The sequence below is a fragment of the Alcaligenes sp. PF14 genome (assembly GCF_037150615.1).
Taxonomy (GTDB): Bacteria; Pseudomonadota; Gammaproteobacteria; order Burkholderiales; family Burkholderiaceae_B; genus Alcaligenes; species Alcaligenes phenolicus.
Window position 1 is genome coordinate 1 of sequence record NZ_JBAGRS010000014.1, and the last position, 21099, is coordinate 21099.

Annotated in this window: 15 protein-coding genes; 5 read left to right on the forward strand and 10 right to left on the reverse strand. The window is 56.5% G+C overall.

The annotated features are described in order from the left end of the window. On the reverse strand, positions 1-270 hold a 270-nt coding region (locus WFM49_RS18375; protein ID WP_442893042.1), incomplete at its 3' end, for an alpha/beta fold hydrolase. A gap of 61 nt (positions 271-331) precedes the next feature. Next, positions 332-2590, reverse strand: a complete 2259-nt coding sequence (locus WFM49_RS18380; RefSeq protein WP_336974807.1) for a xanthine dehydrogenase family protein molybdopterin-binding subunit — start codon at positions 2588-2590, stop codon at positions 332-334. A gap of 400 nt (positions 2591-2990) precedes the next feature. Between WFM49_RS18380 and WFM49_RS18385 the strand changes: the two genes are divergently transcribed. Both WFM49_RS18385 and WFM49_RS18390 read left to right on the forward strand, forming a co-directional pair. Continuing rightward, positions 2991-3467 carry a (2Fe-2S)-binding protein gene (locus WFM49_RS18385; RefSeq protein ID WP_009463902.1) on the forward strand — a complete coding sequence of 159 codons (477 nt, stop codon included), beginning with the start codon at positions 2991-2993 and terminating at the stop codon, positions 3465-3467. Beyond that, positions 3464-6304, forward strand: coding sequence for a c-type cytochrome (locus WFM49_RS18390; protein WP_336974810.1), 2841 nt, complete (start codon positions 3464-3466; stop codon positions 6302-6304). Before WFM49_RS18385 ends, WFM49_RS18390 begins: the two co-directional genes overlap by 4 nt. Positions 6305-6459: 155 nt before the next feature. On the opposite strand, the gene WFM49_RS18395 is transcribed toward WFM49_RS18390, so the two are convergent. The 6 genes from WFM49_RS18395 to WFM49_RS18420 form a co-directional block, all read right to left on the reverse strand. Continuing rightward, positions 6460-7008, reverse strand: a complete 549-nt coding sequence (locus WFM49_RS18395) for a DUF924 family protein (RefSeq protein WP_045931264.1) — start codon at positions 7006-7008, stop codon at positions 6460-6462. A 48-nt stretch (positions 7009-7056) separates the two neighbouring features. Continuing rightward, complete coding sequence (locus tag WFM49_RS18400; protein ID WP_088453187.1) at positions 7057-7833, reverse strand: ABC transporter ATP-binding protein; 777 nt, start codon at positions 7831-7833, stop codon at positions 7057-7059. After that, complete coding sequence (locus tag WFM49_RS18405; RefSeq protein ID WP_035273692.1) at positions 7833-8600, reverse strand: ABC transporter ATP-binding protein; 768 nt, start codon at positions 8598-8600, stop codon at positions 7833-7835. The genes WFM49_RS18400 and WFM49_RS18405 overlap by 1 nt, the downstream gene beginning before the upstream one ends. After that, entirely contained in the window at positions 8597-10492 is a 1896-nt protein-coding gene (locus tag WFM49_RS18410; RefSeq protein WP_250756053.1) for an ABC transporter permease, read from the reverse strand. Before WFM49_RS18410 ends, WFM49_RS18405 begins: the two co-directional genes overlap by 4 nt. Before the next feature lie 67 nt (positions 10493-10559). Continuing rightward, positions 10560-11777, reverse strand: a complete 1218-nt coding sequence (locus tag WFM49_RS18415) for an ABC transporter substrate-binding protein (protein WP_336974820.1) — start codon at positions 11775-11777, stop codon at positions 10560-10562. A 417-nt stretch (positions 11778-12194) separates the two neighbouring features. Next, on the reverse strand, positions 12195-12782 hold the full coding sequence (locus WFM49_RS18420; RefSeq protein WP_009464005.1) for a hypothetical protein: 588 nt from the start codon (positions 12780-12782) through the stop codon (positions 12195-12197). 186 nt (positions 12783-12968) lie between these two features. Here WFM49_RS18420 and WFM49_RS18425 point away from each other — a divergent pair, with 186 nt between their 5' ends. Further along, entirely contained in the window at positions 12969-15401 is a 2433-nt protein-coding gene (locus tag WFM49_RS18425; RefSeq protein ID WP_336974825.1) for a penicillin acylase family protein, read from the forward strand. Positions 15402-15474: 73 nt separating this feature from the next. Here the strand turns inward: WFM49_RS18425 and WFM49_RS18430 are convergent, their stop codons facing one another. Both WFM49_RS18430 and WFM49_RS18435 read right to left on the reverse strand, forming a co-directional pair. Further along, positions 15475-16587, reverse strand: coding sequence for a GGDEF domain-containing protein (locus tag WFM49_RS18430; RefSeq protein ID WP_009464009.1), 1113 nt, complete (start codon positions 16585-16587; stop codon positions 15475-15477). 115 nt (positions 16588-16702) lie between these two features. Beyond that, positions 16703-17617: a LysR family transcriptional regulator gene (locus tag WFM49_RS18435; RefSeq protein ID WP_009464011.1), complete on the reverse strand. Its 915-nt coding sequence runs from the start codon at positions 17615-17617 to the stop codon at positions 16703-16705. Positions 17618-17723: 106 nt separating this feature from the next. On the opposite strand from WFM49_RS18435, the gene WFM49_RS18440 reads away from it, so the two are divergent. Then, complete coding sequence (locus WFM49_RS18440) at positions 17724-19313, forward strand: sulfatase family protein (RefSeq protein WP_031232491.1); 1590 nt, start codon at positions 17724-17726, stop codon at positions 19311-19313. 37 nt (positions 19314-19350) lie between these two features. Beyond that, positions 19351-20322: a Bug family tripartite tricarboxylate transporter substrate binding protein gene (locus WFM49_RS18445; protein WP_009464013.1), complete on the forward strand. Its 972-nt coding sequence runs from the start codon at positions 19351-19353 to the stop codon at positions 20320-20322. Positions 20323-21099 lie beyond the last annotated feature (777 nt).

The window sequence follows — 21099 nt, forward strand, 5'->3', positions numbered from 1 at the left end:
AATCAAGTCATCCGCCTGCGCATCCAGGCTGTAATCCATGCCTTCAGCCGCTTCGCTCAAACCGCGACCACGTACGTCTTGAATGTAGGTATCAAAGTGCTTGCCGAACTGCTCGCCCACAAAGCCCCAGGTCACCGCCGGACTGGTGATACCAGGAACAATGATGACGGCTGGGCGCTGATCGCGACCCTCGCTGGAACCACCGTAACGCAAATAATGCTGACGAATGCCATTGGCATGAACATGGCCGCCGTAAAGAAAGGTACTCATTAATCTGTCCTTGGATTGAAACCGTCAGGCCCTAAGCCCGACCCATGAAAACTGCTGCTGCCTAGGCCATTTGAGGCGTAGCAGCCAGCGCGGCCCGGACCACATCCGGTGTAAAAGGCACCTGCCGAAAACGTCGGCCAGTTGCATCAAACAAAGCATTGGCAATGGCCGAGGCACAGGGTACGGAGGCGGATTCGCCCGACCCCATAGGCGGCTCGGACTGCCTGTCCATCAAAATCACCTCTATGGGCGGGATACGTGGGAAATCCACAATGGGATAGGCGCCCCACTCCGCACTGACCACGCCTTGTGCGTTAAAGCGCACCTGTTCATACAACGTGCGGCTCAAGGACTGAATCACATTGCCGTGAATCTGGTGGCGCACACCGGCCGGGTTCACCATCTGCCCGGTATCCTGACCCACATAAATCTTCTGCACGTCGATCACGCCCGTTTCTATATGGACCCGCAAATCCAGTAACCAGGCTGACCAGGCCGCCCCGAAACCAGGGAACTTGCTGTGTATATAACGGGCATACGACAGACCACGGCCATACAAATAGCCCTGCTCATCCGGCTGCCCGCGCGAACCACGCTGCCCAATCTGCCAGTGCCCCTTATCCGCCACCGCCTGCAGCAGTTCCTGAGCACGTTCATCCTGATCCAGATAACGCAGGCGATAGGTCAAGGGGTCCACACCCGCTTCCACTGCCAGCTCATCCAGAAAGCAGTCATGCGCAAAAGAGTTGGGCATGGCCGACACGCCGCGCAACCAGGAAGCGCGCACAATCGCGGGCATGTCCTGACACACAATGCGCTGCTTGGGATAGCTGTAAGGCGGTACGGCCGTACGGTCCCCCATTTCCAATTGACGGGGGGCCGCCGACTCCCGCCCCGTCAGCAAGAGCGCCAGATTCGGCGCATCGTTGGAGGGGTAATGGGTCACAAAATCGTAATGACGCAGTTGCCCTTGGGCATCAATGGAGCCTTCGACATCCATCAACTGAGCAGCGCCTTTAGGCTCCCAGCCGTGCTCTTGTTCTCGCGTCAGTTGCACACGCACCGGCGCACCTACGGCTTGGGACAAGAGCAAGGCATCCGCACACACATCGTCAGCACAATTACGGCCATAGCAACCGGCCGCTTCGTGACGGATGATCTCCAGACCGGCCTCGTCCTCGTCCAGCAACTGGCTCAAATGAACGCGCAACATATGCGGGTTCTGCGAGCCTGACCAGATCCGGCTATGACCGGGCTGATAGTCCGCCACCGCGCAAGACGGACCAATAGAGGCGTGGAGTTGAAAAGGCCAGACATAGCTACGCTTCAAGCGTTTGCCTTCTGGCGGCAGCTCGTCAAAACCCGGCCCTTTATCGGCCAGCAAACGCTCTGTCATGGGCTGACGACGAATCAGCTGCTCCAGATTGCTCATATCCTCCAGCGGAGGAATCGCTTTCCAGCGCACTTTCAATTCGCGGGCAGCACGCATGGCGTGTTCTTCACGACGCGCGACCACACCAATAAAGTCGCCAATCACCACGACTCGCACATCGTCGCCAATATGACGGATGGACTCCTCGTCCACGGACTCCAGACTGCGACCGATGAAGTCGCCGCTATCACGCCCTATATAAGGAGGACGCACAACGCGGCCATGCAACATACCGGGCACGCGCACATCGTGCACATACACCCACTGCCCTGCGACCTTGCCCGGAATATCGACACGCGCCTGGGCTGTCCCTACAATGCGCAATTGTTCGGCCGGTTTGGTGGGAGTTTCTTTATCCAGATAGGCCCGCAGTTCCAGACCCTCCAGCAGTTTCCAGTAAGTCAGGCTGCGCCCGTCCGGGGCAATGATGGTGCCGTCTTTCACGCGTAATTGATCGGCAGGCAGTGCCCAGCGTTCTGCGGCTTGTGCCAGCAGCAATTGACGTGCCTGAGCCGCCGCCTTGCGCAGCGGTACAGCATGAATCTGAATCGAAGCACTGGCGATGGTGGGGCCTTGATTGGGCACCGCATCGGTATGACCCAGCACCATTTGCACGCGTGCCATGGGCACATCCAGCTCGTCGGCCACAATCTGACTCAGTGCAGTTTGAATGCCGGTACCCAGATCCACGTGCCCATTAAAAGCGCGCACCCAGCCCTGTTCGGACACGGCGACAAAGACATCGTCGTGCGCCTGCAAATACTCGGACACCACGCCGGGCTGGCCGGGCGAAGGCTTGGGAGGCCGCGCCGGTGCCGCTAAAATCAGCAAGGTGCCAGACGCCCTGAGCAAGTCTTGCTGCTGGTGGCGCGGCGCATCGTAAGACATCACACTCTCCTGGCTGGGCTTTATATAAGGGGCTGGAAACCGGCCATCAGGGCTCCATCCCTGAAAACCTGCCTGAAACGCCCCCTGGCAAAACATTGATTACTAGCGTACACGCCCTAATAAAAACAAATGCCGTGCGCTTCAACCCATTTATCACAACTACTATAAAGAGAAAATCAAGGGCTTAATAATCAGTGTAAACCCTATATTAAATAAGATTAGACCGAATTTCGAACGCCTTCCCAGGAGGGCTTTGATTGATACCTCAAGGGAGTAGTAGAATCTATTTACTCGATAAATTAAAGTGTATACACTTAATTTAAGCATATCAATACCGAGCTGATAAAAGCACCGCACACGCTGTCCGACAACAAGGTGCGATCTACCAAAGGTGAAACCCATGAACCCTTGTACTCGCCCGCACACCTTGCGGGTCAATCAAGAGACCCACATCATCGAGGTGGAACCCGATACGCCGCTGCTTTATGTATTGCGTAACGACCTGGAACTGAATGGCCCCAAATTCGGCTGTGGCCTGGGTGAATGTGGCGCCTGTACGGTGCTGGTCGATGGTGTGGCCGCCCGCTCCTGTGTTGTGCCTGTCAGCCTGGTAGAAAACCGTCAGATCACTACCTTGGAAGGCTTGGCCCGGAACGGCCAGCCTAATGATGTTCAGCAGGCATTTATTGACTGCCAGGCCGCACAATGCGGCTATTGCCTCAATGGCATGGTCATGACCGTGCAGGCCCTGCTGGAACGCAATCCGCAAGCCACCGAAGAGCAAATTCGGGACGAGCTGCGCTATAACCTGTGCCGTTGCGGCACGCACGTAGAAATCATGCAAGCCGCTGTACGCGTCGCAAAGGCTAGGCCATGAGTCATTCAGTACAAGACCTTTCCCGAGCGTTGTGGCCGGAACTGCCTGATGGCACCAGCCTGCTGCATGGCGCTGTTGTACGCCCTCCTTACTGGTCCTACGAAAACGGGCAGTATCTGGGTGCTGAATTACAGACCGTAAACCAGCAGGCCGCCCTGCAAGTGCCTGGTGTCGTGGCCTGTGTGCGTATGGGCAATTTTCTGGGTGTGCTGGCGGTGCAAGCCGAGCAGGCTCAGCAAGGCGCTGCTTTGCTGGATGCACGTTGGGCTACGCCCGTAGCGGCAAACCAGGCTACGCTTCCAGCGAATGAGGATGTTGCTGCTACGCTTAGCACCCCCGATCAAAGCTATGAATGGCAATCTGCCGCCGAGCATCAGGAAACTGCCTGGGCCCGTGCCTGTTATCACGACAAACAGCTTTATGTTTGGGCGCATACGCAGCGCCCCGCGGCCCTGCTGATTGAGCTGCAAGCCTTGAGCGGCCTGCCCAGCGAACAGATCCATTTGCAGGATATTGCCGGCAATCAGGCCGATGCTTACGACTGTGCCATGGATGCGGCAGTCATGGCCTTTGGGCGCCCCCAGGCCGTACAAGTTCGTGCCAGCCACAGTGCAGACATCATTCGCCTGAGTGTCTTTAAAGGCACTGCAGAGCCAAACGATCTGAATGCCCATTTGCGGGCCACCCGCTGGCAACTGAATACCTTGTCCGGTGCGCGCCCTTCTCTGGCGGCCATTCTTTGCGGTCAGCCAGGTTTGCCCAGCAGCGGCCCGGCCGTAAAAAACGATTACTTCTCCGCCCCTACACCTAACTATGATGGCGCAGCCGCCAGCAGCGACCCCGACAGCCTGGCCCAGGCCACGATCTTTGCTCAAGAGTCGCAGTTCGATCAAGACTGCCACAGCCTGGGACTGGACCCCTTGGCGGCACGACTGGAACAAGTCAGTAGTCCCCAAGGTCGAGATCTGCTGCAACGGGTTGCCGAACAGTCGGACTGGTCCGAACCCTTGCCCGCCCATCAAGGCCCTTTACGCAAGGGTCGCGGGCTGGCCTACAGCCATATTGTTGAACACGTCCCCGGGCAAGCTGCACGCGAGCAGTGGTCCGCCTGGGCCGTGGATGTTAGCGTCGATACCCGCCAAGGCACACTCAGCATAGACAAGCTGACCATTGGCCACGACAGCACCGAGCTGGGCACTCCCGAGCAGGCCACGGAGTCCGCGCCTGCCTTGGCCGACCGACTGAGTCGTTGGGCGCAGCAACTGCTAAACAACGGCGTGGGCAAAGGCGGTGAAGGTCATAGCGACAGCCCCGTCAAAGAAACAGCCGACAAGCCAGCCGTTCAGCTGGTCAAACGGGAGTCTGCTGTAGGCCAGCCTTTGGCCTGGAGCCAGGGCGTGGAACTGCCTGCCGCTGCCGCCATTGCCAATGCAATTTTCAATGCCAGTGGCATACGTCTGACCAGCGCGCCTTTTAGCGAACAGTCTTTGGCACTGGGCTATCAGGCCGATAAGACAGGCAGCAGCAAAAAACGCAAAGCCTGGTGGGGTGCCTTGGCCGCGGTCGCCACCGGCACAGTCTTGAGTGCCCTGCCCTGGCGACCTGCCATTGCACCGGTCGGCCAGGTGGATACCTCCATCTTTTCAGAGCTGGCCATCGAACGCGGCCGCCTGGTTGCCATTGCGGGCGACTGCATGGTCTGCCACACCGCTGAAGGCGGCACACCCAATGCGGGCGGTCTGGGTTTGGATACGCCGTTTGGCACGATCTATACCACCAACATCACCCCGGACAAAGAAACCGGCATAGGCAGCTGGAGCTACAAAGCCTTTGAACGTGCCATGCGCGAAGGTATTCATCAGGACGGTCGCCACCTGTACCCGGCCTTCCCTTACACGGCCTTTGCCAAGATCAGCGATGAGGACATGCAGTCCCTGTACGCCTACTTGATGACGCAAGAGCCGGTGAAATCCGAAGTGCCTGAAACCAAACTGCCCTTCCCCATGAATATGCGGCCTTTGGTAGCGGGCTGGAACCTGCTGTTTCACCGTGATCCGAATGCCTACGTGCCGGACCCCACGCAAACCGTGCAATGGAATCGGGGCGCGTATCTGGTTAACAGCAGCGGACACTGTGCGGCCTGCCATAGCCCGCGCAATATGCTGGGTGCCGAGAAAGGGGGTGAAGCGAATTTCCTGGCCGGTGGTTTTGCGGACAACTGGGAAGCGCCTGCACTCAATAGCTTGTCCAAAGCCCCCATCCCCTGGACAGAACAGGAGCTGTACCAGTACTTGCGTACCGGCTATTCGCCCCGACATGGCGTAGCAGCAGGACCAATGGGACCGGTAGTAGCAGGCCTGGCAGAGCTGCCTGAGTCCGACGTCCGCGCCATGGCGCATTATCTAAGCAGCCTGAACCCGGTCAAGAGCGAACAAGAACAAACGCACGCCGCCCAGGCCGCGCTTTTGGAGCAGAACAGCCGCAGCAATAAGGAAGTGATGTTGATGCCGGGTGAAAACCTGTTCAACGGCGCTTGTGCTGTCTGTCACGACCCGCGCGGTGGGCCGGTGCTATTTGGTGCCCGCCCGTCCCTGGCCTTGAACAGCAATCTGCACAGCGAGCATCCGGACAATACGATTCAGGTATTGATGCACGGCATTACCCGTCCGGCACAGCCTGCTCTGGGCTCCATGCCCGGTTTCAAGAACAGCATGAATGACGAGCAGATGGAAGATTTGCTGAACTATATGCGAGCGCGTTTTGCTCCGGACAAACCGGCCTGGACAGGACTGAAAGACAAGATTGCGACCATCAGGGAACAGAAGGGACACTTGTAGACGGGGGGTGTCCGCAGAGAGTGTTTGGACACGCGGCAAACGAAACAAAGGCGGCTTCAAGTTTTCACTTGGCCGCCTCTGTTTTATGGTGCATCACCTTCAGACTTGGCCCAGGCCAAGCCCAAGATCCCAGCCTGGCCCGGACTCAAAACCCATCAGCCGGAAAAACCACCAGCCTCCAGGAACTTCTGCTCCTCCGCAGTCGTAGTACGCCCCAGGATCGAATTACGGTGCGGGAAGCGCCCAAAGCGCTCCACCACATCCAGATGCTCCTCAGCGTGGTCCAGCCAGGGACGGCCAATTTCCTGATTCAGACGCACGGCCTCTTGCTGATCGGCCAGGTTCTCTGCATGGGAATACGGCAAGTAGCAAAACACCCGACGCTCCACCGGAATCTGTTTATCCAGCCCCTTGGCCACCATTTCCTTGGCAATCGCCAAACCCTTCTCATCGGTCGCATACATGCGCGTGGTATTGCGAAAAGAGTTGCGCGGAAACTGATCCAGCAGAATCAGCAAGGCATAGGCTCCTTCTGCCGTCTGTGCCCAATCATCCAGCTCGCCCTTGGCCGCACGTTCGTGCCAGTCCAAAAAACGTTCGCGAAATTCCCGGTCAAAGTCATCGGACTTGCGAAACCATTTCTCTGGCCCTGATTCAACCCAGAAATCAATCACTGCCTGAGGATTGGGACGTGCATCTGCCATGGTGTTCTCCTGAAGCCGGTCTGGCCTCCATTACTGGGAGGCCCAAAGTTAGACGGACAGGTAAGTGCGCCGCACTTGCTCGTTGGCACTTAATTCCTGCATGGCGCCACTGTACCGTATTTGCCCCTTTTCCAGCACATAAGCCCGATCCGACACCAACTCGGCAAAGTGCAAATTCTGCTCGGACAGCAAGATGCTGACTCCGGCCTGCTTCAGCTCCAGAATCATGTGCACCATCTGCTCCACAATCACGGGAGCCACGCCCTCGGATGGTTCGTCCAGCAAGACCAGATAAGGATTGCCCATCAAGGTGCGCGCGACGGTCAGCATTTGTTGCTCGCCCCCGCTCATCTGCCCACCGGGCCTGTCCTGCATTTGACCCAGATTCGGAAACAAGCTGTACAAGCGCTCGGGCTGCCAGTGCGGAGCTGCTGTACCATCGGGCCAGCGCCGTGCTGGCTGACGTCCCACCTCCAGATTTTCCGTGACGCTCAGGTCGGTAAAGATACGCCGGTCTTCGGGCACAAAGCCCAAACCCGCACGTGCGATTTCAAATGGCTGCTTGTCGTGAATGGCCTGGCCCATGAATTCAATGTGACCGTCGCAGCGCTCCATCAAACCCATAATGGATTTCAAGGTAGTGGACTTGCCCGCGCCGTTACGCCCCATCAAGGCGACCACTTCACCACGTTGCACGGTCAGTGACAGGTCAAACAAGATATGCGCAGCACCGTACCAGGCATTCAAGCCATCCACACTTAGCAAAGGCTGCTTGTCGGCCACGCCTGTGGCAACCCGCTCAGAACCGGCTACTAAATCCTGCATCATGCGGGCTCCTTGTTCTCGAATGTTTTGCCTGTGCCAAAGTACACCTCCTGCACCTTGGGATGCTGACGGATATAGTCTGCATCCCCTTCTGCCACCAGCCGACCACGGGCCAGCACCAACATGCGGTCCGAGTGCTCGAACACCACGTCCATACTGTGCTCGGTAAACAGCACACCCATATTGCGTTCGATCACCAGTTTTTTGGTCAGGCGCATCAGCTCATTACGCTCTTTGGGTGCCATGCCTGCCGTGGGTTCGTCCATCAGCAAAAGACGGGGGTCGTTGGCCAATGCAATCGCCAGCTCTACCCGCTTCACGTCCCCGTAAGCCAGCTCGCTACAAGGGCGTTCAGCCTGCGCCAGCATACCCACCTGATCCAGCAAATCCAGCGCACGAGCCCGTTCGAACTGAGCCGCCCGACGCCAGAAGGAAAACAGTTTTTTCTGATGTGCCAGCAAGGCCATCTGCACGTTTTCCACCACCGTCAGGGACGCAAAAGTTGCGGCAATCTGAAAGGTACGGCCCACCCCCAAGGCAGCAATCTTGCGCGGGGCCAGCCCTACCAGTTCCTGATCGCCCAAACGCACTGACCCGGCTGTAGGCGTCAATTGCCCGCCCACCATATTGAAGGTGGTGGTTTTGCCAGCCCCATTGGGGCCGATCAAGGCCAGAAACTCTCCGGCCTGCACATCAAACTCGATACCGTCTACGGCCAGATTGCCGCCAAACGCTTTTTTAAGACCTCGTACTTGCAGCAAACTCATGACGATGCCTCCGGTGCTACGCGGCGATGCGCCCAGCGTTTGAAAAAGCCGGCAATACCCTGCGGGAAAGCCAGAACCAGCAGCAGAATCACGCCACCGAACAAGGCGCGCCAATACTGTGTAATGCCCAGGAAGAAATCCTGCAGCAAAGTGAATACGGCTGCACCCACCACTGGCCCAACCAGAGTTTGCAAACCACCCAGCAAGACCATGACCAAGCCATCCACGGACTTGTTCACTGCGATCACTTCAGGCGAGACGCTACCTTTGGAAAAGACAAACAAGGCACCGGCCAGACCAGCAAACGTACCTGCCAGAATAAAGGTCAGCCACTGCACACGCTTGACGGGGATACCAATGGCCTCGGCCCGCAAGGCCGAGTCCCGGCTGGCACGCATGGCGTAACCAAAGGGGGAGAACAAGATGCGACGCAACAGGAAGGCCGCTGCCACCACCAGCAGCAAGGCAAAGTAATAGTAGCGATCACCCGACAGCCACTCCGCAGGCCAGATACCGACAACGCCATTGGAGCCACCCGTAAAGCTGTCCCACTGATACACAATCGACCAGATAATCTGTGCGAAAGCCAGGGTCAGCATAGCCAGGTAAACACCGGACAGACGCACGCAGAACCAGCCAAAGATCAGCGCACCCAAGCCTGCGACAGCTGGAGCCAGAACCAGGGACCAGCCCATGGACAAGGCCGCCGCTTTGAACAACAGAGCAGCCGCATAAGCGCCTAGACCAAAGTAAGCAGCATGACCAAAGGAGTTCATGCCCCCTGGCCCCATCATGAAATGCAGGCTCAAGGAGAACAGGGACAAAACCAGAATATCCAGAGCCAGCACGGGCGCATACGGGAACCAGTCGCTCATCAAAGGCAAGGCCGCCATCACACCCAGAACTACCAGCACCATGACCTGGAACGCTCCACTACCAGCACGAAGAGGCGCTTCGATAGGGGCCGAGTTACGGCTGACGGCTTGAGCACGTCCAAACAAGCCCCAAGGCCGGAACACCAGCACCACGGCCATGAAGATGAATTCCACCACCAGCGTCAACTTCGGAAAGGCAAAGTCCACACCAAAGAAGGTGACCGTGCCCAGCGCAATACACAGGGCCTTCAATTCAGCGACGATCAGCGCAGCCACGTAAGCACCGGGGATGGAGCCCATGCCACCGACCACCACAATCACAAAGGCATCCCCAATCACGCTCAAGTCCAGCAGCAGATTGGCGGGCTGACGCGGCAATTGCACAGCACCACCCAAACCCGCCAGGAAGGCACCCAAGGCAAACACACCCGTAAACAACCAGGCCTGATTCACACCCAGCGCACCCAGCATTTGTCTGTCGTGGGTCGCGGCGCGCACCAGCACACCCCATCGGGTACGGGTCAGCAAGAGCCACAGCAAGCCCAGCACCACCGGACCGATCACGATCAGCACCAGGTCATAGACTGGAAAGAAGCGACCTGCAATGGAAATAGAACCGTTCAAACCCGGAGCCAACGGTCCCAGCAGATCTTCCGGCCCCCACACGGCCAAGGCCCCGTCATTGATCACCAGCACCAGGGCAAAAGTGGCCAATAACTGGAACAGCTCGGGCGCTTTATAAATACGCCGCAGCAGCACGATCTCCAGCACGGCTCCCAAAGCGCCGACCAGCAAGGCCGCCACAATCAAGCCTGCCCAGAACCCCAGCGCCGAGCCCCCCATGAACTGCACGGTGGAGTACGCCATGTAGATGCCCAGCATATACAGGGAACCGTGTGCAAAGTTGACGATGCGTGTCACCCCGAAGATCAGGGACAAACCCGCCGCCACCAGGAACAAAGACGATGCCTCGGCCAGCCCGTTAAGGAACTGCACCCATAAACCCGATAAGGCCATTACTGCCTCGCGTCAGAAGTGGCGCACCAGACGGTGCGCCGATCTACGAAATACTGCGTTCCTGGAATTATTGATTGGCCGCGGCAGGACGCCACTGGCTGACTTGCTCATCCGTAGGCTGTACATCTTTGCCATCGGCGTAACGGATATTGGTCATGATGCCCTTGCCGTCTTGTTTGGCCAGCACACCCACATACGCCCCCTGGGTGGATTGCTGATCTTGCGTACGGTAAGTAATGGGGCCAAAAGGTGTGACCACATCCAGACCACGGAAGGCTTTGATCATGGCTTCCGTGTCGGTAGAACCGGCTTTTTCAATACCGGCGGCAATCGACACAATCGTGCTGTAACCAATAATCGTGCCCAGGCGAGGGTGCTCTTTGTACTTGTCCTGATAGGCTTTCAGGAAGGCATTGTGCTCGGGCGTGTCGATGGCGTACCAGGGGTAGCCCGTCACAATCCAGCCTTCCGGCGTTTCTTCACCCAAGGGGTCCAGGTACTCCGGCTCGCCCGTCAACATGCTGACCACCGGCAAGGCGGGACTGAAGAACTGGCGCTGATTACCGGCACGAACCAGACGAGCCAGGTCGGACGCAAACAGTACGTTAAAGACCGCATCAGGCTTGGCTTCGGACAAGGCCTGCACCACGGCACCGGCATCGACCTTGCCCAGCGGGGTAGCCTGTTCAGCCACAAATTCAATATCGGGCTGGGCTTCTTTCATCAAGGTCTTGAAAGTGGCCACGGCGGACTGTCCATACTCGTAGTTGGGATACACAATCGCCCAGCGCTTCTTGTTCAGCTTGACGGCTTCGGGCACCAGCATGGCTACCTGCATATAGGTAGAGTTCCGCAGGCGGAAGGTGTAGCGGTTGCCATCGGCCCAGACGATCTTGTCGGTCAACGGCTCGCTGGCCAGAAAGAATACTTTTTTGTGTTTGGCAAAGTCGGTAATGGCCAGACCGATATTGGACAGGAAGGTCCCGGTCAGCACATCCACTTTTTCACGCGAGATCAATTCCTCGGCCGCACGTACCGCATCGCCGGGATTGGAGTTGTCATCCTTGATGATCAATTGCAGCTGCTTGCCGTGAATCCCCCCGGCCAGATTGATCTGCTCAACCGCCAGCTCCATCCCGTTTCGATAGGGCCCCAAAAACGCGGGCTGGGATTTATAGCTGTTCAGCTCCCCGATCTTGATCACCCCCTCGGCGGCAGCGGTGGCCCCCAAGGTTTGCAACATCATCGTTCCTGCCAGTGCTACCCCTGCAAATGTCTTGTTCATTGTCTTCTCCGTGGGCTTGTGAGGCGAAACACGACTCAGCAACTTGTCTTGTTTTAGTGATTTAAAGTGTACACATGGTATTTTTTGGAGTAAATCGGCCAAGACCTAGGGATATACCCTTGAACACTTTAAACATAAAACACAACAAACCAGGCAGAAAGCCGTTACAGCAAGGAGATCAAGAAAAAATGAGCAGAAAAAGTAGATAGCCTGAAAAGAAGATAACTACCGATATACAGTGACTACACTTAATAAGCCCAAAGATTAAAACGCAACCACCCCGCCTGGTTCCTGCACGCGCCGAATCATGGTTTTCATAAACTGCTCCATCATATCCGGCAAAGGGGAAGCAAACGGCTAAAAACGCTAGAAAGGCTTATAAGCTACTGCTCTGGAGTCACCGCGCCAAAGTGGCAATCAGCCACTGCGAGTCTCGTGAACTTTCTGCCCCGCAGAGGGTAAATCGTATAACTGAGGGGTGCGCGTTGGGTTGAAGTCCTGCCATTGGCCATCACTCCAATTGCCGTTGGCCCATTCAATCGCGTAGCCCCCATTGCGCTGCAACTCACGCACCAGTACCGCTTCCTCGGCCGACCCCAGACGCGCCGCCAACATGACACCCGAAACGCGATTTAAAGGCTCTTTTTCAGGCTTATGGCCACCCAGCTTCACGATCCCGCCCACCATGGCGCCGATGTAAGCCCCCAAGGCCGCAAAGGCAAGCAACAACAGCTGAGGCCAGCTTGTCATGCTCAATAACCACCAGCCCAGGGCGATCCCCAAGACGGCCCCTAGAACGACACCCAGGATGGCACCCAAACCACCTCCTCGGGCAGCCTTGTCCAAAGTTCTGTCACCTCCAATCGGATACTGCGCATGCTGACCTCCTGGTTTAAGGTAGAAAATCTGCAGATCCTGACTTTCCAAGCCCAGCCCCTGCAGGACTCGCGCAGCTTGTTGGGCCTGATCAAACGTATCGAATTCCGCCGCAATAATGCGTTCCATAACAAGGCTCCCCAATAAATGTGTTCACCAAAGAACCAGCAAGTTTCGTTCCCAAACCCCGCTTCTACTGGGGAAATCCTCTATAAGGTTTCACTTGGAAATATCAATGCCTAAAGAATTTTGACGTTATATTCTCAAGAGATAAAAAAACGTAGCCTTCCAGGCTATTCTTTTGGAGACAAGATTTTGACTTTTCCCCGTCGCTTTCCATCCCGACTGACTCTTGGCGTGTTGACCACCAGCGTCTTGCTGGCCGCCTGTGCCAGCGCCCCCTTAAGTGAGCGCAGCGTCACCATCAAGCGCGACAGCTACGGCACTCCTCATATCTATGCCGACAGCACTTATGGCCTGTTCTATGGCTATGCCTATGCCGTGGCTACAGACCGTCTATACCAGATGGAAATTGCCAAGCGCTCTGGCTGGGGAACCGTGGCAGAAGTTCTGGGACCGGACTTCCTGGAGCTGGATAAAGTCACTCACAACAATATCGATCCGGACTCTATCCGCAAGCAATTGGCCGCTCTGTCCCAAGAGGACCGCGCCATGTTCGAGGGCTATGCCGCTGGTTTCACCCAACGCGTTCGCGAGGTGAAAGCCCAGCGCGACACCTTGATGCCCAAGGAGTTTCTGGACAAAGGGTTTGAGCCTTCTGAGTGGCAGCCTGAAGACATTGCCATGGTCTGGGTGGGCCTGATTCTGAACCGCTTCTTTGCTGGCACGGCCGAAGTGGCCAACCTGAGTCTGCTGGAAACCCTGAAAGCAGACCAGGGCGCGGAACGTGGCGAACAGCTTTACAAACAACTACGCTGGCTGAACGACCCGACTGCCCCCACCATTATTCCGCAGCCTGACGCCAAGGCAGCGCTGGCCGATTTGCCGACGCATTTGCAAGCTCTGTCCGCACAAGCGGCGCAGGACTACCTGCACAAGCAAGCCGTGGCCTTGGGCCCCACCGTGGCCGCAGGCACACCTACTGCCAGTAATGCCTGGTTGCTGGGCCCCGAAAAGACAAGCCACGGTCATGCCGTGCTGTACAACGGCCCGCAACAAGGCTGGTACACCCCGTCCATTACCTATAGCGTCGGCCTGCACGGTGCCGGCTACGACCTGACCGGCAGCACGGCCGTTGCCCTGCCCGCTATTTTGTTCGGCACCAATGGCCAGATTGCCTGGGGCTCCACCGTGGGTTCACTGGACACCAATGACGTCTACCAATTGCGCTTGAAAGACGGTGACCCGCATAGTTACTGGTACAACAATGCCTGGCACCCCATGGAGCACAAGCAGGTACGCATCAAGGTGCGTGGTCAGGACGATGTGACGCAGGACGTTTACCGCGCAGCTCAAGGTTATGTCAGCAGTTGGGACAAAAAGAACAACACCGCCTACGCCAACCGTCGCAGCTGGGAAGGCCGGGAAATTGAAACCTTGCTGGGCTGGGCCCATGCGGCCAAGGCCAAGAACTGGGATCAATTCATGGCTCAGGCCTCGCGCGTCAGCGCTTCCATTACCTGGTTCTATGCCGACACCCAGAACAATATCGGTGCGGCAGCCCTGGGCCTCTTGCCCAAGCGCCCAGCCAATCAGGCGATCCAGTTCCCTGCAGCGGGCGACGGCAGTATGGAATGGCAAGGCTTCCTGAGCTTTGATCACAACCCCAAAGTGCTGAACCCGCAGCAAGGCTATATCGCCAGCTGGAACAACAAGGCCTACGGTGCCTTGCTGGCAGACAACTCCAACTTCTCCTATGTGGACCGTGTGCAGGAACTGCTGGCACCGCTACAGGCCAAGCAGCGCCTGAGTGACGAAGAAATCTGGGGCATTGACTCCCTGGGTGCCCGCTCTGATCTGAATGCGCGCTACTTCGCCCCCATCATCCAGGAAGCTGCCAAGCTGCCACGTGCCAGTGCCCTGGCCCGTCAGGCTGCCGAACAACTGAAAGGCTGGGACTACAAGCTGCACGTGGCCAGCAATGGCAAACAGTACGAAGGCAGCGCCCCAGCCGTGATGCAGGCCTGGATGCAAGCCGCAGTGCCCGTATTCCTGAAAGGTCGTTTGCCTGACAGCGTCTACAACACCTACACACAAAGCCTGTACCCGGCCATGGATGATCCGCGCAGTGCCCAGCCCGCTGCGGCCGCCAAGCTGATCTGGAATGCCATCCAGGGCCCGGCTGCTGGTGTGCCACAAACAATTGATTTCCTGCAAGGTCGCCCGGCCCAGGAACTGGTGCTGGACGCACTGGAGCAAGCTGCTGCCTCGCTACAGAAATCACAGGGTGCACAAGCCCAGCAATGGCGTGCTCCAGCCGTATCCATGCTGTTCGCCGCACGCAATGCGATTGGGGTGCCTTGGTCTGACCCTGCGCACGAGCGCCGCATCATGCCTTATCTGAACACCGGCAGCGCCCGATTGCAGTATGTGCTGGACCCCACCGGCGTGCGCATGTGCTCGGTTATGGCTCCCGGTCAAAGCGGTTTCATCAATCCTGAAGGCGAAGCCAGCGCCCATCACTCGGATCAGTTGGAGATGTTTGCTGCCTTCAAGTGCAAGAGCGATGCCATCAGCGCTCAGGACATCGACAAGGCCAGCCAGGATAGCCAAACACTGCGCTACTAAGCCGTCAATAGCAAACGAGGCCTGGAGCGGCACACGCTCCAGGCCTCGTTTCTTTCTGTTTCACCCGGCAGGCTTAATCCCTCGCCACCACCTGGTTACGACCAGCGCGCTTGGCTTGATACAAGCGCTGGTCAGCCTGCATCAGGACATCCTCAATCACCTGACCGGGTTGGCATACCGCCAAACCCATACTGGCCGTAATCTGAAAAGCCTCGCGGTCGTGGTTATAAAAGGTTTGTGCCTGTACCTGGCTCAAAAGCAGATCGGCAAAACTCAAGGCCTGCGCATCACTACGTCCGGCCAGAATCAGCACAAACTCCTCGCCACCATAACGGGCCGCCAGATCATCCGGCCCCAGCTGCGCCTTGAATAAAGAGGCAGTACGCGTCAGCACGTCATCCCCTACCGAGTGACCGTGGGTATCGTTGATCTGCTTGAAATGATCCAGATCCACCATCAGCACATGCAGCCTTTCATGCACTGGTCCCTGTCCCAGCTGACGGCTAATCGCGCCCCGGTTCAACAAGCCGGTCAAGGTATCGTGTGTGGCTTGCCGATATAAACGCAGCAAAAGTCCCAGGTGGAAATAATTGGCTGTTAAAGCGACGACCAGCAAGGCTGTCAAAAGCCAAAGATCCTGTAAACCTTTCATGCTTAGCCAGGTTCCCGAACTGACACTGGCCAAAACCTGCAAAGCAATTAACGCGCCCCCCACCAAGGCTGATTCCAGCAAAGTGAAAGGAAAAATGCTTAAGGTGGCCACCAGCAGGAAAGGAATAAAGCCATACCCCAGTACAACGTACTGGCCGGCCCCGGACAGGGTCAGCAGCATATAAGCGTAAAAAGAGGCCGGCAAAATAAAGACCAGGCCGCTTAAAACATAAATGCGGGTAATGCGCTGGTGGCCATTGAAAGCCAGCCATACGCACAAGATCAATCCCCCCAGGCTTAAAACCCGTATCGCCATCAAATGCGCGGGCCAACTGGGCAAGACCAGCCAGTCCATCAAAGTCCAAAGGGGGGTCAGCAAAGCAAATAACAAGCCGACCAGAATGACACGGCTGCGCAAATACTCCATTCGGGCATGAATGAAGTCACGAGAATGATATTTCCCGCTCAGTGTGTCGCGCACCGAGCTAATACTGATCGCTTGCAAGTTTTTCCAGCCTTCCAGAATTGTTCCCATCAATCAATTCGCTAAGAAGAAACAAAGTAACATAACGGCAATTTTTAGTTACATGAGTTTGAAAAACAAGCTGTCAGTTCTTTCAGGGTCCGCCCGCGCTGACCCCGACTTACAATCACACCACTTGAGGTTGCTTACTCATCCAGCTAATTACCTCTTCCAACATCGGTTCGCCCGAATCCTGCGGGCGCCACAACAGACCCAACTGACCATGCAAGCGCGGGTCGCTCCAGTCCAGGTTCAAGATACACAGCTCCGGGTAGACCGGCACCATGCTGCGTGTCATGGGCACTAAAAAGTCGCTATTGACTGCCACACGGGCATTGGTGTGTGCGTAGGCGGACTCAATGGCGCAGGTGGGATACGGCAAGCCCTTGGCATCCAGGCCCAGTTCAAAACTGCGCCGCATCGGGCTGTTTCGTGGTGGCAATATCCAGGGATACTCCAACGTCTGCTCCCAGGTCACTTCATCTTGCTGTGCCAAAGGATGCTTGCGGCAAGCCGCTACCCCCAAAGGCACCATACCCAAAGGCAAATACGCCATCGCCGGGTTACGGCCTGCTTCATCTACACGGCCAATGACCAGATCCAGTTCGCCCTGTTCCAGATTACGGCTCAAAATATCCAGCGTGCCTTCCTGAATACGGATATGGCATTGTGGATCGCGCTCGTGCAAATACACCAGCAACTGCGGCAAATAAACCGCAGCCACCATAGGCGAAATACCCAAAGTAAATTGCTGGCGAAAACCCTGCCTGTATTGCTCCAGAGTTGCATTCATGCGGTCAAGGCGATTCAACACCCCCTGGGCCTGGGAAACCAGCGCCAGGGCGGCTGGCAAAGGCTCAATGCCGCGAGCATGACGCTCGAACAAGGGCATGCCTATATTGTCTTCAAAATCCTTGAGCCATTTTGACAAGGCAGGCTGAGTCATATTGGACTGCCGGGCCACATCGCTCATGCTTTTTTCTTCGCACAAACGAATTAAAACCTGCAGATGCTTCAAGCGAATGCGTTCACTCCAGCTCATGACTTACCTATATGAAAGAGGTATATATACCTGCAAGTTATTCAATTTAACATTATGGCTACTGCTTCCATAATGGGGATACCCAAAGCTACAAAATAGGCACTTCATGTCTCAGTCAGTACCCAATTTTTTATTGATCATTGCGGATCAACTCCGCGCAGACCATTTGGCTTGTTACGGCAATAAAGAAGTTAAAACGCCCAATCTGGATGCTTTAGCCGCTCGTGGTTGGAGTGCTGACCGATTTTACGTCGCCACCCCAATCTGTATGCCCAACCGTGCGTCCCTGATGACAGGTCGCATGCCCTCGGTGCACGGCGCCCGTCACAATGGTGTGCCCCTGCCACTGGATTCCAGCACCTTTGTCGATGTACTGCGCCAGGCAGGCTGGAGCACAGCCTTGGTCGGCAAGGCGCACCTGCAAAATATAACGGATACGCCCCCGCTCTACCCACGGCCGGATGATCCTCCGACCAAGGGAGAAGCTCGCCCTCCTCTGCCTACCAACGATTACGGCCAGGAATGTGGCCAATGGTGGCGCGATCGCGCCGATCACGGTGTTCAGCTACCTTTTTACGGCTACGAGCACGTGGACCTGGCCATTGATCACGGCGATCAGGTCTGGGGCGACTATGGCCGCTGGCTGCAGGATGAACATCCTGAAATCGCCGCCCTGTCCGGCCCTGAAAACGCCATCCCGACTCCGGACTACGAGTTAAGCCGCATTGGCCAGGCCTGGCGTACCCGTGTGCCAGAAGAGTACAGCACCACGGCCTGGATTGGTGAACGGACCCGCGCTGTGCTGGACAAATATGCCCAGGAACAACAGCCCTTCTTTATTCAGTGCTCCTTCCCGGACCCGCATCATCCCTTCACTCCGCACGGTCAGTACTGGGATATGTACAAGCCTGAAGAGGTCAGCCTGCCCGACTCCTTCCACCTGGGTCCGCATCCCCTGCCTGCCCATCTGCAATTGCTGCATCAGCTGCGCGATGAAGGCAAAGCCATCAAGCACACTCCTACGCTGTTTGCCTGTTCCGAGCGCGAGGCCCGCGAGGCGATTGCGCTGAACTACGGTTCCATCACGCATATTGATGCCGAGATCGGGCGCATTCTGGACCATCTGGAGCGCACTGGTCAGGCGGAAAACACCATCGTCATTTTCATGAGTGATCATGGCGACTTCATGGGCGACCATCAATTGATGCTGAAGGGCCCTGTGCATTATCAAAGCATTATTCGCAGCCCCTTTATCTGGTTTGACCCCAAGGATGCGAAAACTCAAGGCACAAGTGAGGCGGTCTGCTCTACCATTGACGTCGCGCCTACGGTGCTGGAACGTGCCGGCCAGCTGCCCTACAACGGCATCCAGGGTCGCTCCTTGCTGAAAGTGATGCACAAGGAGCCTGTGGAATGGCGCAAAGGCGTACTGATCGAAGAAGAAAACCAGCGCAAGCTGTTCAATACGCCCATTCGCACCAAGCTGCGTTCGCTGGTCACGCAGCAGCACCGTCTGAGCCTGTATGAAGGCGGTCAAATTGGCGAGCTGTACGATCTGCAAGCCGATCCGCTGGAACAACATAATTTGTGGAATGAACCTGACGCGCAAGCGTTAAAAACAACGCTTTTGTGCCAATTGATCGATACCATGATGGCTCACAGCGAAACCAGTCCCTTGCCTTTGGCGATAGCGTGAGCTGAACACTGTTAATTACCTCTATCTGGAGACATCTATGCCCACCCTTTCCTTGCTGCGCAAAGTAAGCATTTGTGCGCTGATCTTACCTTTGGCTACACCAGTCCAGAGTGCCGAGGTGGCCACCATTGTGGTCAGCTCCGTGGCAGGAGGCCCGCTAGATGTCCTGGGTCGCATGTTGGCCCGCGAAGCCACTGAAACCACCGGCCAGACGATTGTGGTGGAGAACCGGGCGGGTGCAGCCGGTACGATTGCTGCAGAGGCGGTGGGCCGGGCCAAGCCGGATGGCAATACCTTGCTGCTGACACTGGATACGGTTGCTACAGCCAATCCGCATATTTACGTCAACAGCAAGTTCAAGATCGGGGAGTCCCTGGACCTGGTGTCTTTGCTGGGTACTTTTGACCAGGTTCTGGTGGTTCCCAGCAAGACCGGCATCACAACGCCTGCCGAGTTTCTGGAGCGTGCCCGCGCCAAGCCCATGAATTACGGCTCGGCCGGTATGGGTTCGCCTGGGCATTTGATGATGTCGGCCTTGACGCAGGATAGCGGTATCAAGCTGGATCACATTCCGTATCGCAGTAATAGCGCTGTGGTCAATGATATGTATGGCGAGCGTCTGGACAGCGGCTTTCTGACGATTGCCGGTGTCTTGGGTCCGATCAAGGAAGGTTTGCTGACTCCCTTGGCGACTTCTGGCGGCAAGCGCAATCCTTTACTGCCTGAGGTTCCTACTTTGGCCGAAGCAAAGCTGCCTGGATTGGAAAACTTTAACGAGAGCTTCTCGTATCTGGTTTTCACCACCAAGGGTTCGCCTCCAGAGAAGATCAAGGCATGGAACGATTTACTCAGCGATATCGTGAAGCGTCCGTCCACCGCCGAGACTTTGCGGATGCTGGATATTCAAGCCTACGACTCGTCCAAGGTTTCTCCAGCCCAATGGGTGCAGCAGCGTAACGCTCGCTGGGAGCAGATTGTGCGGGATAACAATATTCGTTCTGATCAGTAATTGTTGGAATTACAGCCCCTGGTTTCAGGGGCTGTTTTTTTTGAGGCTGTATAGGTTCGAGGGGATTACTGAGAGCAGGCTTTCTTCGTGAGTTGCTTTGGGGTAAGGACTCAACGGTTGGTGAGAAGGCTGCTCGTACAAAGAAGGGAGCAGGAGCAGGGAGCCGGTTAGTGCAGGTGTAGTGGTGTTCGGGCTGAGCACTTGCCGGTGCTACGCACCGGTGCCCTTGTCAGTTTGGGAATCCGGGCGCCCTGTGAACTCGCGGGGTACTTGGTCCCCCGGACCAAGTACAAACGCCCCGCTCAAACAGCACAGGGCTTGCATCCCGAATTCCCAAACTGACCGCGGCAAGTACTCTGAATCGCCCGAACACCACTACACCTGCACCAACCGGCAAACTCACATTACTCTGTTCCCTTCTTTTCAAGAGTCCAACTGAATGGCTCAATGCGATATGAGGTTTGCTACTTTTACGCCCTGTTTAAGGTGTGAAAGCTATGGCGCCAGAAGAGGCCAACAACAACAACAACAACAACAACAATAACCAAAGCCAAAGCCAAAAAAGTAGCGCCCCAAAACCTTAAAGCCTCCTCCAGCATCGTAAAAAAGCTACTTAATCCCCCCCCCTTTTTTCCTCAACTCCAGTCACCTCGCCTATGACCCACGTACTCAAACCAAGCTCAAAACCTGTCTGAAGCGTCCCAAGAAAAACGAAACCACCGTTCAACAAGTCCAAACCATTTCTACTCTCCAGTGCTGTTTGGGCTATGTACACGA